This is a genomic window from Pseudomonas sp. KCJK9016 (genome assembly GCF_046231795.1).
Classification (GTDB): domain Bacteria; phylum Pseudomonadota; class Gammaproteobacteria; order Pseudomonadales; family Pseudomonadaceae; genus Aquipseudomonas; species Aquipseudomonas bananamidigenes.
Genome location: NZ_JBJJMM010000005.1, coordinates 216,682 through 230,525 on the forward strand (window position 1 = coordinate 216,682; position 13,844 = coordinate 230,525).

Annotated in this window: 13 protein-coding genes; 2 read left to right on the forward strand and 11 right to left on the reverse strand. The window is 63.3% G+C overall.

Annotation, left to right across the window (positions count from 1 at the left end; genetic code table 11):
* The first annotated feature begins 170 nt into the window (after positions 1-170).
* Together ACK6BI_RS07020 and ACK6BI_RS07025 are read left to right on the forward strand one after the other, a co-directional pair.
* The gene (locus tag ACK6BI_RS07020; RefSeq protein WP_065258091.1) at positions 171-758 is read left to right on the forward strand and encodes a phage tail protein; all 588 of its coding nucleotides are present in this window, start codon (positions 171-173) and stop codon (positions 756-758) included.
* Positions 759-816: 58 nt separating this feature from the next.
* Positions 817-1,128 (forward strand): DUF6916 family protein, encoded by a 312-nt coding sequence (locus ACK6BI_RS07025; protein ID WP_409316476.1) that lies wholly within the window; start codon positions 817-819, stop codon positions 1,126-1,128.
* Positions 1,129-1,135: 7 nt separating this feature from the next.
* Here ACK6BI_RS07025 and ACK6BI_RS07030 read toward each other — a convergent pair whose 3' ends face one another.
* The 11 genes from ACK6BI_RS07030 to ACK6BI_RS07080 all read right to left on the reverse strand — a co-directional run bounded on the left by ACK6BI_RS07030 (position 1,136) and on the right by ACK6BI_RS07080 (position 13,842).
* Complete coding sequence (locus tag ACK6BI_RS07030; protein WP_409316477.1) at positions 1,136-1,624, reverse strand: GNAT family N-acetyltransferase; 489 nt, start codon at positions 1,622-1,624, stop codon at positions 1,136-1,138.
* Between the two features lie 11 nt (positions 1,625-1,635).
* Positions 1,636-3,732: a biotin/lipoyl-binding protein gene (locus ACK6BI_RS07035; protein WP_409316478.1), complete on the reverse strand. Its 2,097-nt coding sequence runs from the start codon at positions 3,730-3,732 to the stop codon at positions 1,636-1,638.
* A complete protein-coding gene (locus tag ACK6BI_RS07040) occupies positions 3,733-5,052 on the reverse strand; it encodes an efflux RND transporter periplasmic adaptor subunit (RefSeq protein ID WP_409316479.1) in 1,320 nt (439 codons plus the stop codon).
* On the reverse strand, positions 5,049-5,828 hold the full coding sequence (locus tag ACK6BI_RS07045) for an efflux RND transporter periplasmic adaptor subunit (protein WP_409316480.1): 780 nt from the start codon (positions 5,826-5,828) through the stop codon (positions 5,049-5,051). Before ACK6BI_RS07045 ends, ACK6BI_RS07040 begins: the two co-directional genes overlap by 4 nt.
* Before the next feature lie 83 nt (positions 5,829-5,911).
* Positions 5,912-7,363: an efflux transporter outer membrane subunit gene (locus ACK6BI_RS07050; RefSeq protein WP_409316481.1), complete on the reverse strand. Its 1,452-nt coding sequence runs from the start codon at positions 7,361-7,363 to the stop codon at positions 5,912-5,914.
* Positions 7,360-8,430 carry an HlyD family secretion protein gene (locus ACK6BI_RS07055; RefSeq protein WP_409316482.1) on the reverse strand — a complete coding sequence of 357 codons (1,071 nt, stop codon included), beginning with the start codon at positions 8,428-8,430 and terminating at the stop codon, positions 7,360-7,362. The genes ACK6BI_RS07050 and ACK6BI_RS07055 overlap by 4 nt, the downstream gene beginning before the upstream one ends.
* 19 nt (positions 8,431-8,449) lie before the next feature.
* The gene (locus ACK6BI_RS07060; RefSeq protein ID WP_409316483.1) at positions 8,450-9,985 is read right to left on the reverse strand and encodes an MFS transporter; all 1,536 of its coding nucleotides are present in this window, start codon (positions 9,983-9,985) and stop codon (positions 8,450-8,452) included.
* 102 nt (positions 9,986-10,087) lie between these two features.
* Positions 10,088-11,005 (reverse strand): LysR family transcriptional regulator, encoded by a 918-nt coding sequence (locus ACK6BI_RS07065; RefSeq protein ID WP_409316484.1) that lies wholly within the window; start codon positions 11,003-11,005, stop codon positions 10,088-10,090.
* A gap of 58 nt (positions 11,006-11,063) precedes the next feature.
* Complete coding sequence (locus ACK6BI_RS07070) at positions 11,064-11,930, reverse strand: ABC transporter permease (RefSeq protein WP_409316485.1); 867 nt, start codon at positions 11,928-11,930, stop codon at positions 11,064-11,066.
* A gap of 20 nt (positions 11,931-11,950) precedes the next feature.
* A complete protein-coding gene (locus ACK6BI_RS07075) occupies positions 11,951-12,811 on the reverse strand; it encodes an ABC transporter ATP-binding protein (RefSeq protein ID WP_409316486.1) in 861 nt (286 codons plus the stop codon).
* A 5-nt stretch (positions 12,812-12,816) separates the two neighbouring features.
* Positions 12,817-13,842, reverse strand: a complete 1,026-nt coding sequence (locus ACK6BI_RS07080; RefSeq protein ID WP_409316487.1) for an ABC transporter substrate-binding protein — start codon at positions 13,840-13,842, stop codon at positions 12,817-12,819.
* Positions 13,843-13,844 lie beyond the last annotated feature (2 nt).

Here is a 13,844-nt window from a genome sequence, read left to right on the forward strand (position 1 = left end):
GCCGACGCGCGACCGCGACGACGTCCGGCAAGTCCGCCGATCCGGGTCTACGCTACGGCTTGGCGTGACCTGCCCGCGCAAGCGGCGGGTGTCATCGGCGTCTTTCACCGGCCCCGACAACACAGGCTAACGCGCGGCGCGCCAACCACATAACAGAAGGATGAGGAACCATGGAAGTCTTTATGGGTACGATTCAACCGTTCGCCTTCAACTTCGCCCCCAACGGCTGGGCCCTGTGCAATGGACAGACCCTGTCCATTGCACAATACAACGCGCTGTTCGCGTTGCTGGGCACCTACTACGGCGGCAACGGCACGACCAACTTTCAGTTGCCCAACCTGCAGGGGCGCGTGCCAATGGCCCAGGGTAACGGTCTGGGCCTGACGCCGCGCGTCATCGGCCAGGTGGCCGGTACCGAGAGCGTCACCGCCACCATTGCCAACATGCCCAACCACACCCACGCGATGACCGGTCTGAGCGCCAACACCGCGTTGCAACTGGCCGTTCCGGCAAGCAATCCGGCGACCGTACCGACCGCCACCAATTCCTACATCGGCGCCTCCGGCGGCGGCCCTGGCTCGGCGAACATCTATTCCGACGCCCAGGGCGCCACGCCAGTGCCGATCAAAGGCCTGACCACCACCGTCACCGGAGACATTTCGTCCACCGGCGGCAGCCAGCCGCTGGGCATCATGAACCCTTTCCTGGTGCTCAACTTCAGCGTTGCCCTGAACGGCCTCTTCCCGTCGCGCAACTGAGTGATCGTCCGGGGGCCCCGAGCCCCCGGACGTTGCGTTTTCTCTCTGGAGTCAGACCATGCTGCAATCGGTTCAGATCGAACACCTCCAGCCGTTGCTGGGGCAACAACACACACTGCACCTGCCGGATGGCACGGCGCTGCCGATTCTCCTCGCCCACCTCGAAGAGGTCCCGTCGGCAAAAATGCGCTACAGCGAACGCATGCCCTTCTGCCTCGAATTCAACAGCCTGGAGCCGACCGAGTTTGTCGACGGTCTGTGCGCACTGGAGCTGCCGGAGTTCGGCCGGGTGGAGGATATTTTCGTGTCCCGGGTACCGGCGATGGGGCGGGATTCGCAGTTGGGGTATTTCTGCATTTCATTCAACTGATGCCGGACTACTGCGGATACCAGACCAACCGCTCCGCCGCCGGATTGCGCTCCTCCACCGCAAACCCCAGCGCCAGGTAATGCTGGCGCGCATGGGGATTATTGGCCCAGACCACCGTCGCCACCGGGCAGCGCACCTGTTGTGCGGCCTTTTGCACGCCTTGCAGTACCACGCGACCGTAGCCCTTGCCCCGCGCCTGGGGGATGAAGGCGATGTACAACACACGGATCTCATTGGGTCCGAAGTCGGTGCTCAGCGCGCCGATGGCCGTGCCGAGTTTTTCCACGACGTAGTGCATCGCGTTGGGGTGGTTTTCACCCATGCCCTGCTCCTGCACCTGAAACTGCTGGGCAACGATTTGCTGCACCTGTTCCTGCTCGCCGTCGATCCATTGCAGATCAGGCCGCGCCGATTGATACAGGCTTTGCAGAAAGGGGCCGTCGGTCGCCCGCGAAGGCCGCACCACCAATCCGTCTGCTGCCAGGTTTTCCGTCATCTCCATGCTCCCTAGAAACCGCTTTCCCTGACCCCCAGCGCCGCCAGCCGTCGCCAGGCCACCCCAAGCACCGATTCACCGCTGCCCTGCAACACCACCACGCCGCGCAATGGCTGCGCCGGTGTCGATGGCTGATCCAGCGTAGTCAATCGCGCACCGTATTGCGCCTGCATCGGCTCCGCCCGTTGCTGTTGGTCGCGGCGCACGGCGATCGGACCGTGATGATCGGAGGTCAGGGCTTCCTGATCGACATAGGCCACGCCATTGGTATCGATTTCATCGAGTTTCACGGTGATCGCCGGGTGCATCGGGTCATCGGCGATAAACCGCCCGGTGGCGCCCGGTTTGACCCGCCACAGTTCGGCTTCGGCCACATAACCACGCAGTCGCGAGCCATCCTCGACCACCCGCACCAACGCATCCTTGCTCGACAGCCAGCGGCCCGGCGTGAGGTTCGGCAGCACATCACGCACCGTGCCGGCATGAGGCGCCCGCAGCAGCAGGCGTTCACGACGGGCACTCAGGCCACGGTATTCCGCCACGGCTTCGGCCAGTCGCTGCTCGACGATACCGGCGTCGGCGGCGGTTTCGCTGCGGCCGGCCTGACGGCGCATCAGCAATTGTTGAATCTGGATTTCCCGGCGGACGATGGCCTGCCGCGAATCCAGGTCCGGCGACTCCAGTTCGATCAGCACATCTCCCTGAGCGACAGTCTGGCCGTCCACGACCTTCACGGTTTTGATCCGTGCCGCCATCGGTGCATGCAGCGCACTGGCCCGACCACCCTCGAGCATCGTCGGCAATTCGACGGCACTGCGCCAAGGCACGATCAGCACCAGCAGCAGACCAAGCACCGCCAGGCTGCTGAGCAGCGCGCGCGGGCCGTGAGCCTGTTCGCGGCGGCTCCACCACTGGCGCCACTCACTCATGATCGGCAGAAAGATGAACCACACCAGTTCCACCAGCATCAGGAAGATCCCCAACACCTTGAAGAACAGGTGATAGACCGCCAGCGCGATCCCGAAAAACAACGCCGCACGCCATAACCACGAGCCATACCCCCAGATCAGCAAACGCCGCTGCATCGCCGGCGACCAAGGCTCCGGCGCGGGAGCGCCATAGCCGAACAAAAACTCACGCAGGCGCCAGCGACAGAAGGCAAATGCCCGGCCCTGAAGGTTGTCGACTTCCCACAGATCGCTGAGCAGAAAGTAACCATCGAAACGCATGAACGGGTTGAGGTTGACCACCAGCGTGGTGATCCAGGTCGCACTGGCAAGCATGAACGCCGCCGTGCGCGCCGGACCATCCGGCAGCAGCGACCAGACCAGCAAGGCGATGCACGCCAGCAGCAATTCCGCCAGCACCCCGCCGGCGCCGATCAGCAGCCGCGCACGCCGGTCGTTGACTCGCCAGGCATCGCTGACGTCGGTGTAGAACATCGGCAGCAAGACCATGAACGCCACGCCCATGCTCTGCACCCGACACCCTGCGCGTTTGGCCATGAAGGCGTGGCCGAATTCGTGGCAGAGCTTGGCAAAGAACAACGCCACACCGAACGAAATCGCCCCGCCGAGGCTGAACAGGTGGGGGAAGGTGCCGACGAAGCGCTGCCAGTCCCGCGATACCAGAAACACCCCCAGTCCCAGGGTCGCCGGAAAGCCGTAGCGCAGGATGTTGGGGCCAAAGCGCTGTAGCCACGGCCACACCCGATTCAGAAACGCGTCCGGCCGCCACAACGGGATCCGGAAAAACAGATATTGATGCAGCAGGATTTTCCACAGGCTCTGGCGTTGTGCGAGGGCCTTGAGCGGGTAGCTGGCGCGTTGCTGATCGTCGAGGGCGCTGATCAGGTCATGCCCGCGCAGAAACGTCAGCAGTTGCTCCAGTTCGACGCCATCCAGCGGCAGGCCAGGCTCGCGATTGGCGGCGCGCAGCACTTGCTCGGGGTCGCCCAGGGACCAGTGGCGCAACAGGCGCATCGCCGCCGCACCCAGTTTGAAATAGCGACCGCGCACCGGATCGGCCAGGGTCCAGCGCGGCGAACCGTCCAGTGCCGGCGCCGCGGGCGACAGTTGCAGGTCGGCACGCAGGCTCGGCAGATTCATCTACAGGCCCACACTCTGACGCAAACCGGCCAATGGCCGACGCAGCAGATACAGCGCCAGCGGCGCGCGGTCACCGAAGATCTTCGCCGTGCCACGCAGACCGATGCGCGGCGGTACGTCGGTGAAGCTGGCATCCAGTCGATAAGCCAGTTGACCGCCGGCGGTGGGTTGCGCCTCGTAGGCGGAGCGTTCAAGTCTGGCGACGTGGCGTTGCAACGGATCGCTGTCGAGGAACAGCGCAATATCGGCACCCGGTTCCAACGCAATCGCGTCGCCCACCGCCAGTTCGATACGCAGTTCGGCCTGGTTCGGGTCGGCAATTTCCATCAGTCGCTCGCCGGTCTGCACCGGTTTGCCGGTCAGGCGCTCGGCATCGGCGAACACCGCAATGCCGTCACGCTCGGCGCGCACTTCGCTGCGGTTGAGCAATTCCCGGGCGTAGTCCCGTTCGGCGCGTTTCTGCTCGACCCGGGCCGCCAGAAGATCCACCCGTGAGCTGGACTCGGCATCGGCGAAAGCGCGCTGGGCGTTGGCTTTGAGTTCGGCTTCGGCCACGCCGAGCGCACGCTCGGCGACATCGGCCTGGGCCTTGAGCGTGGTGCTTTCGAAGCGCAGCAACAGATCACCGGTTTTCACGCTCTGATTGGGTTTGACCAAAAACTCGGCGATCACCCCGTCCAGCGGCGCCGCCACCACACGCCCGCCCAGCGGGACCACTTCAGCCGGGGCCAGCACCGACTGGCGCACCGGAATCAACAAACCGAGCAACAGCACAGCGACCAGCGCCACCTGGCGTTTGCGGGTCCAGCGCAGGCGCCACGGTTTGCGCGGTTGCAAGGCCAGCCAGGCGTGGCTGTAGGTGTCGCCCAGTTGCGACAGCAGCACTTGTTCGGAAGGATTCCACGGCACGTCGCGTGCCAGCCACAATCCGCCGAACACTTGACCCTCGCGGTCGACCAGCGGCAGCCAGAACACCTGCAACGCCGACAGACTGCGCCAGTCGCTCTGGATCGACTCGCTGACCATTTCCGGCGAAATGACACGGGCCACCTTCAACACATCCTGCTTGAACAACTGCGCCACCGCCTGCTCGACGAAGGCCACGAACGGCGCATTCGGCTCAACGGCACTGACGCCGGTGACCGCCTGCACCTTGCCGGCGATCAATAGCGCCGCATGGCGATAACCGAACAGCGACTGCCCGTCATTGACCAGGCTGTAGGCCAGTTGCGACGCATCGCGGGCAGCGCGGGTCTGCCGTTCGAGATCCAGAAACCGTGCGAACACCTGCTCGGCGCCGCCGCTCACCGGGGCGTTCACTTGAGCTCCGGGAAACGCGCCGTGCCGCTCATGCCGGCGAGCAAGCCTTTGGCTTCGGGCAGTGTTGCTACCAGCAACAGCGTCTGACTGCCCTCATCGATCCGTGCCCCCAGGCGTTTGACCGTGGCGTCGATCGGCTGCCCGGTTTCATCGGGAACGAAGCTGAACGTCTGGCCGGGCTTGAGTTTCGCCATCCAGCGCGAAGGCACCAGCAAATGAATTTCCAGGGTACGGTTGTCGACCACATCGAGCAGCGGCGCACCGGCCGCCACGCTTTCGTAGCGCTGCACCTTGCGCTCGACCACTTGTCCGTCGAACGGCGCGACCACGCTGCAGCGCTTGACCTGAACCTGATAAACCTGAGATTGCGCCTGGGTTTCGCTGACCTTGGCCTCGGCCCGGGCCACTTCGAAACGCCCGACCGAGTTGAGCGCCGCCAGTTGCCGGTTGTGCGCCAGTTCCTCACCGGCACCTCGACTGGCGGCCTGCGCCGCATTCAACTGGGCCTGATAGGCCGAACAGTCGAACTTCGCCAGGGTATCGCCCTTCTTGAATGACTCGCCCTCGCTGAACGGCAACTCGACGATTCGCCCGGACAGCTCGCTGGCCAGCGTCGCTTGATCCCGAGCCCGCAATACGCCCCGCGCCTCGCTGCTGGCCGAGGTATTGGCAGCGCCGACGTTATCCTGCAGAGGATCGTCTGGCACAGGCGTTTGCGCCTGGACTGCACACGTTACAAAGGCCAATCCGATAACCCAACCACGAAAACGCTGCATGACCGCTACTCCCTGACGGATGAGCGGAGTCTACGACAGCGGGGTTTAGCGTCAAGCGAAAGGCCATCATTCGGGTGCGAGAATCAACGCTGCGCCATCTCCCCCACCGGATACACCGACTCCCATCCCCCGCCCAACGCCCGGTACAACCCGACCATCGCCAGTGAAACGCCGGTGGAGCTTTCCACCCATTGTTCCTGGGTCGCGAGCAGCGCGCCTTGTACGGTCAGGACGTTGACGAAGTCAGCCACGCCTTCGACGTATTGCTGTTGCGCAGTGCGCAGGGCGATCCGGTTCTGGCGCACGGCTTCGGCAAGGCTGTCGCGGCGGCGCTGGCTGGCGTTGTAGGCGGTCAACTGGTCGTCGATTTCATGCCAGGCGCGCAGCACGGTCTGTTGATAACCGATGGCAGCCTCCTGTTGCTGGGCTTCGCGCAGTTGCAGCACGCCGCGCAAGCGGCCGCCGTCGAACAGCGGCAGGCTGAATTGCGGGCCGATGCCGAAGGCCCGTGAGCCCCAGGAGCCGAAATCACTGAGCTGCATGGCTTGCGAGCCGAGGTTGCCGGACAAGGTGATGCGCGGATAGAAATCGCCCTTGGCCACACCGATGTTGGCAGTGGCGGCGTGCAACCGGGCTTCTGCCCGGCGGATGTCCGGACGGCGTTCGGCCAGTTGCGACGGCAGGCCGATGGCGACTTCCAGCGGCGACTGCGGCACCGGCGCGTCTGTGGATAACTCTTTGGCCAGCGCCTGTGGCGGTTCGCCCATCAACAGGCTGATGGCGTTGATCAGTTGCGCCTGACGCTGCTCCAGCGCCGGCAACCGCGATTCGATGGCCGCCACCTGCGCAGCCGCTTCGGCCACATCGAGATCGGTGGCCACGCCGTCATTGAGGCGCAGTTGCGAGAGTTTCAGGCTGTGTCGCGCGACATCGAGGTTCTGCTCGGTGACCACGCGAGTGTTCTGCACGCCGCGCAGCTGGATGTAGTTCTGCGCAGTGTCGGCGAGTACCGCCAACAGCACGCCGCGCCGGTCGTTTTCCGCGACTTCGAGGTTGGCATCGGCGGCCTCGGTTTCCCGACGCACACGGCCCCAGAAATCCAGCTCCCAGGAGGCGGAGAAACCGGCGTCCCACAGGTTGAAAGCAGAATCCCCGTTGTGTCCGGACGGATCGCTCAAACCTTCACCGCTGTTGCGTTTGCGGGCGTAACTGCCGGTTGCGGCAGTGGTCGGATAGCGGTCGGCAGTGATCACCTGGCGAGCGGCGCGGCTTTGTAGCAGGCGGCTGCTGGCCAGTTGCAGATCGAGGTTGCTGCTCACGGCACGCTGGGTCAGGGCTGAGAGTTGCGCGTCGTGGAAGACCTCCCACCAGCGTTCGTTCACGGGTTCGCTGACCGCCTGACTCGGGGCGGGTTTTGATGGTTTTGCCCATTCGGCGATTCGGGTGGCTTCGGGCTTCTGAAAGTCCGGCCCGACAGTGCACGCCGTCAACGCCGAAAGACTCAGGACCATCGTCATGGACTGAATGCGTTTCATCGCTGCGTCACCTCGCGCACCGAGCTTGCCGAGCTTTTGGTATCGATGCTCGCCTCCACCGACATGCCCACCCGCAGGCGCTCGGCCAATGGCTGGCCCGGCTCCAGCAGGATCTTCACCGGAATCCGCTGCACGACTTTGGTGAAGTTGCCGGTGGCGTTGTCCGGTTTGACGGCGGCGAAGGTCACGCCGGTGGCCGGGGCAATGCTTTCGACGCGACCGCTCAAGGCTTCACCACCCAGACTGTCGACCCGCACGACAACATCCTGCCCCGGTTGCACGTCGGTGAGCTGGGTTTCCTGGAAGTTGGCCACCACATAAGCCTGTTTCAACGGCACCACCGCCAGCAATTTGCTGCCCGGCGTCACATAAGCACCGACCCGCACGGCACGCTCGCCGATCATGCCGTCCTGGGGCGCAGTGATGCGCGTGTAGGACAGCTCGAAACTGGCGATTTCCAGCGCCGCCTGAGCTTGCTTCAAGCTGCCTTCGGCGGCATCGCGCTGCGCCGTGAGGATTTCGATCTGTTTGCGTTCCGCCGCCAGTCTGGCCGTGGCGGTGTCCAGTCGCGCAGTCGCCTGATCGATGCGAGTGCGTGCCTGCTGGGCGTTTTGCACGGTGCCTGCACCAACGCCGGCCAAGTGGTCATAGCGGTTCAACTCCTGCTGGGCGAAAGCCATTTCAGCCTTGGCCGAAACCACCGATGCCTGCGCCTGAGCGATCACTGAGGTCTGCCGCTCCAAAGTGGCTTTGGCGTTCTGCAACTGCGCACGGGCAACCACGGTGTGCGCATCGGCGGCTTCGGCGGCGGCGCGCAGGTCGCGGTCATCGATCAGCGCCAGCAATTGCCCGGCCTTGACCTGCTGGTTGTCTTCCACCAGCACTTCCTTGATGAACCCCGCCACACGCGGTACTACCAAGGTGAAGTCGGCGGAGACGAACGCGTCGTTGGTGTTCTGCTGGGTACGCTTGCCGAACAGGCCGGGCATCGCCAGATACACCAGCACGCCAACCGCCAGCGCGGCCGCCACGGCCACTGCGAGTTTTTGCTTTGCTTGAGTCGTCATAAAAAACCTTCTGTTTCAGTCAGGTCGGCGCACGAGGCGGATAGATCCGCGTCGGCAGCCAGAAAATCAGCAGGATCAGCGCCGCCGCGACGCCAGCCATGCACAGATAAAGATCCGAAGAAGTCAGCACCACCGCCTGTTCGTGCAGGCGATGAGCGAGTGCCGGGTCGTTGCTTGCGGCCAGCGGCGAATTGCCGAGGCGATCAACCAGCATGGTCGAGTGAAAATGCAGGCGCGCCGTGGTCAATGCCTCGATCACCCCGGTGGCGACCACCGCCGCCAGGCCTTTCACGGTGTTGAACCAGGCCGAAGCGAACGGGCCGTCCTGGGGCTGGATGCTGCCGGTGGAGAGCATCAGCAACGGCAGCACCGCCATCGGCTGGCCGAAAATCTGCAGCCATTGCAGGACGTAGAAATTGTCGCGAATCCACACTGAAGTCAGCTGCGATCCGCCCAGGCAGGACAGCACCAACATGCTCAGCCCGAGGCCGAGCACCCAGCGGCAGTCGACCCAACGCAGATTGCACAGCGCCGCCACCAACGGCAGCGCGATCAATTGCGGCAACGCCGCCAGCAGCATGATCGGCGCGGTCTGCACCGGCCGATAACCCTGCACCTGAGCCAGATAGCTCGAAGGAATCAGCACCACCGCCAGCAACACCACCAGCACTCCGGCCAGGGTCATCAGGGCGAACGACAGGTTGCGAATGCCGAGCATCTGCAACTTGAAAAATGGAATCGGCTGCGACCATTCATGAATCATGAACGCCACCAGCAACAGCGAGCCGGCACCCAGCAGCGCGCAAATCAGGTTCGACTCGAACCAGTCCAGACGATTGCCCTGCAACAGGCCGATCACCAGCATGCAGATCGCCGGAAACCCCAGCAGCAGGCCTTTCCAGTTGAAAGTCTTGAAGCGCTCCAGACGCAACGGGTCCTGAGGGATGCCGTACGCCACCATCGCCATGGCGATCAGACACGGCACGATGATTTGCCAGAAGGTCCACTGCCAGCCGACAAATTCGGTCCACAACCCGGCCAGCGGCGTACCGAGACCGGGGCCGAACGTGGCCGTCAGCGCGTAACCGGCGAGGCCGTAAAGCTTGAAGTTCGGCGGTAGAAACCGCAGGGCTACTGTCATCAGCATCGGCGGCAACGCGCCGCCGGCCAGGCCCTGCAGGATGCGCATCAGCAGCAGGCTTTCGTAGTTCGGGGCGAACGGGCAGAGCACCCCGAGCAAGGTGAACAGACCGATGGCGCACAGGGTGAAACGGCGCAGGGAAAAGGTCACTGAACACCACGGTGCAAACGCCATGGCGGCCACCGAGGTCGCGGTGTAACCGGCAACCAGCCAGGTGCCTTCGTCGTAGCCGATGCTCAGCGCACCGCGAATGTCGGCTAGGGCGACCTTGGTCACCATCTCGTTGAGGCCCGACACCAGCACTGCCAGCAACACGCCGACTAGACCGATGATGATCCGCGCTCCGAACACCGGTGGTGCGGCCGCCATCGGAGCGGCAGCGGCCATTGGCGCCGTAACCGTCAGGGATGTCATGCAGGCAAACTCCGGAGGGAAAAATACCGGAGCATCTTAGTAAGGCTTGGTACTGACGAAAATTGACTTATCGGCAGCTTATAAGTGCGTCAGACGCAATCGTCAGGGCTGCGCCGCCAGCCAGGTTTCGTCGCAGCAGGTCTTGAGGGTTTCCCGCAGCCAGCGGTGGGCCGGATCCTTGTCGAAACGCGGGTGCCAGGCCTGGGTCAGCATCAGCGTCGGCAGCGGGATCGGCAGATTGAACGAGCGCAGTTTCAAGCCCAGCCGCCGTATGCTAAGCAGCGCTTCCTTGGGCACCGGCAGGATGAGATCGGAGTCCGGCAGGGCGAACATTGCCGCATGGAAACTCGGCGCGATCACCGCTACCCGTCGCTCCAGCCCCAGGGCATTCAGTGCAGTGTCGATGGGGCCACGGGCAATGCCGCGACGGGACATGCTGATATGGGAAAACCCGGCATAACGCTCGGCGGTGATCTCGCCGTCCAGCAACGGGTGATCTTCACGCACCAGACCGACGAAGTGGGTGGAAAACAGGTTCTGCACTTTGACTTCCGGGGTCACCGGGCGCGTGTTACTGACGCTCAGATCGATCCGCCCTTCTCGCAGCGCTTCATCGTCACCGTCACCCTCGGGAACGAAGCGCAACTCGCAGTGCGGCGCCAGTTGATCCAATGTATCGAACAGTTTGCCGCCGTACACACCGACGAAAAAATCGTTGGCGCGAATGCTGAAGCGTCGGCGCAACGTGCCCAGCTCCACGGCATCTGCCGAGCGAAACAGCAGCGCTGCCTGCTCGACCACATCACGCACCTGCTCACGCAACTCCAGCGCTTTGGGTGTCGGCACCAATCCCCGACCGGCGCGTACCAGAATCGGATCGCCAATGGCTTCGCGGATCCGCGTCAGCGTGCGGCTCATGGCCGCCGGGCTGAGATTCATCCGCCGCGCGGCGCCGACCACGCTGCCCTCGTCGAGCAAGGCGTCGAGGGCGACCAACAGGTTCATGTCCGGAAGTTGCATGCTGAGCACTCGTAACCGATCAGGATTGATCGGAACGCAATGCTAGCAGATCAAAAAATCAGCGCTGCATGCCCCAGCGCTTCACCGTCACCCGTTCCAGCGTGTCGAACACCAGGTTTTCCACCAGCAGACCGATGAGAATCACCACGGCCAGCCCAGCGAACACTTTGTCGGTGTACAGCTCGTTGCGGTTCTGGAAGATGTACCAGCCTAGGCCACCCTTGCCGCTGGTGGCACCGAACACCAGTTCGGCGGCGATCAGGGTGCGCCAGGCGAAGGCCCAGCCGATCTTAAGTCCGGCGAGGATCGACGGCAGCGCCGCCGGGATCAGGATGAACAGTACGAAGCGCATGCCCTTCAAACCGTAATTGCGCCCGGCCATGCGCAGGGTTTCCGAAACGCCGAGAAACCCGGCGTAAGTATTCAGCGCCAGCGCCCAGAGTACCGAATGCACCAGCACGAAAATCAGGCTGTTCTGCCCCAGGCCGAACCACAGCAACGCCAGCGGCAACAGGGCAATCGCCGGCAGCGGGTTGAACATCGAGGTCAGCGTACTCAACAGATCCCGGCCAGATTGAGTCGAAACGGCCAGCGTGGTCAGAGCAAAAGCCAGCACGATGCCGATCACGTAACCCTTGAGCAGCACCTGCAGCGAGATCCATACCTTGCCCGGCAGTTCGCCGCTGAGCATGCCGTCATACAGCGCATGGCTGGTCTGCAAAAAGCTCGGCAGCAGCAGGTCGTTGTTCTGCACCCGGGCCACTATTTCCCAGAGCACCGCCAGCAGAATCAGGATCACGCTTTTGCGCAGCCAGCCTTGCTGCCACAGGCGCTGGCCCAGTGGCAACTGGCGCTCCACCGGCACGCTGGTCAACGGTTGCAGATGGTTTTCGAATTCCTGACGTACAGACGATGAATGGCTCATCGGGCGATCCTCCGGGTGGCTCAATAAGCGATGCGAATGTCGTTGAAATCGTGTTCGTGCTCGGTTTCCGGTGATTGACCTTCGTCGAACAGCAGCCGATGAATACGCCGCGCCGACTCCTGAAACGCCACGCCGCCGAGGCTGTGCAGATCGTATTGATGACTGTGCACTTCCGCTCTCACCCGACCCGGGTGCGGCGACAGCAACAGGATGCGATTGCCCACCACCAGCGCTTCTTCAATCGAGTGAGTGACGAACAGCAGGGTGAAGCGCACTTCCTCCCAGAGCCGCAGCAACTCCTCCTGCATCTTGCGCCGGGTCAGGGCGTCCAGCGCGGCGAACGGTTCATCCATCAGCAGGATTTTCGGCTGCATCGCCAGTGCCCGGGCAATCGCCACCCGCGCTTTCATGCCGCCGGACAAGGTGTGCGGATAGGCATCGGCGAATGCCGCCAGACCGACCTTTTCCAGGTAATGCAGCGCACGCTCTTCGGCATCCTTTTTCTTCAACGTGCGCGAAGCCAACAGCGGAAACATCACGTTCTGTTTGACGGTTTTCCACGGCGGCAGTTGATCGAACTCTTGAAACACCACGATCCGGTCCGGCCCCGGCGCGTCGATGCGCTGGTCTTGCAGGCGGATCTCGCCCTCGCACGGCGCAATGAACCCGGCGACGGCCTTGAGCAAGGTGGACTTGCCGCAACCGGACGGGCCAAGCAGTACGAAGCGATCCTCCTGATCAACCTCGAAACTGACCTGATGGGTGGCGCGCACGACGCGCTGCGGCGTACGGTATTCGAGGCTGACCTGGTCGACCGCCAGCAACGTCTGCGCCGTGGCGATCGGGTTGCTGGCCGCGTGGCCTTGCAAAGGGGCGTTCATGTCGATCAGCTCCCCTGCAGCGGTCTGGCGTCCTGGAAGAAGTAGTCCTTCCACGATTCGGGTTTGTTCTTGATCGCGCCGACGCGGTAGAGGAACTCGGCAAGGGGGTAGGTGTTTTTCGGCGTGACGCTGAATTCGAACTGCGGGTTATCGATGATTTTCAGCAGCTCGGCGCGGTCGATTTTGGCTTTGGTCACGCGCAGGTAGGTGTCCGCCGCCGCGCCTTTATCGTTCTGCGCAAATTGCGCGGCTTCAGTCAGGGCTTCGACGAACGCCTTGTAGGTCTTGGGGTTCTCGTTGCGGAATTTCTCGGTGGCGAACAGCACGGTTGGCGAGTTCGGCCCGAGCACATCATAGGAATTGAGGACGACGTGCACGTTCGGGTTCTGCAGCGCCTGATCCTGGAACGGCGGGTTGGAAAAATGCCCGGTCAGCTCGGTGCCACCGGCGATCAAGGCTGCGGTGGCGTCCGGGTGCGGGACGGCGATGGTGTATTTATCGAGGCGATTGAATTCCTTGTCACCCCACTGCTTGGCCGCTGCGTATTGCAGGAAGCGCGACTGCACCGAAACGCCAACCGCCGGCACCGCAATGCGGTCCTTGTCGGTGAAGTCAGCAATGGTTTTGACCTTGGGATTGTTGCTGACGAGGTAGTACGGGAAATTGCCGAGCGAAGCCACGGCCTTGACGTTCTGCTTGCCGTGGGTGCGATCCCAGATCGTCAGCAACGGCCCGACGCCGGCGCCGGCAATGTCGATGGAATCGGAAAGCAGCGCATCGTTGACCGCCGCACCGCCGGACAACTGGGTCCAGTCGACCTTGATGTCGAGACCTTCCTGCTTGCCGTACTTCTCGATCAGTCCCTGATCGCGCACCACATTGAGCAATAGATAAACAATGCCGAACTGTTCGGCGATGCGAATTTCACCTTCAGCGTGGGCCGCGGCCGGCGCCACTAGGCTGCCGGCGATCAGGCTGAAACCGAGGCCGATGGCCGCCGCCAGCGGGGCGAATGGAAGACGTCTGGACATGA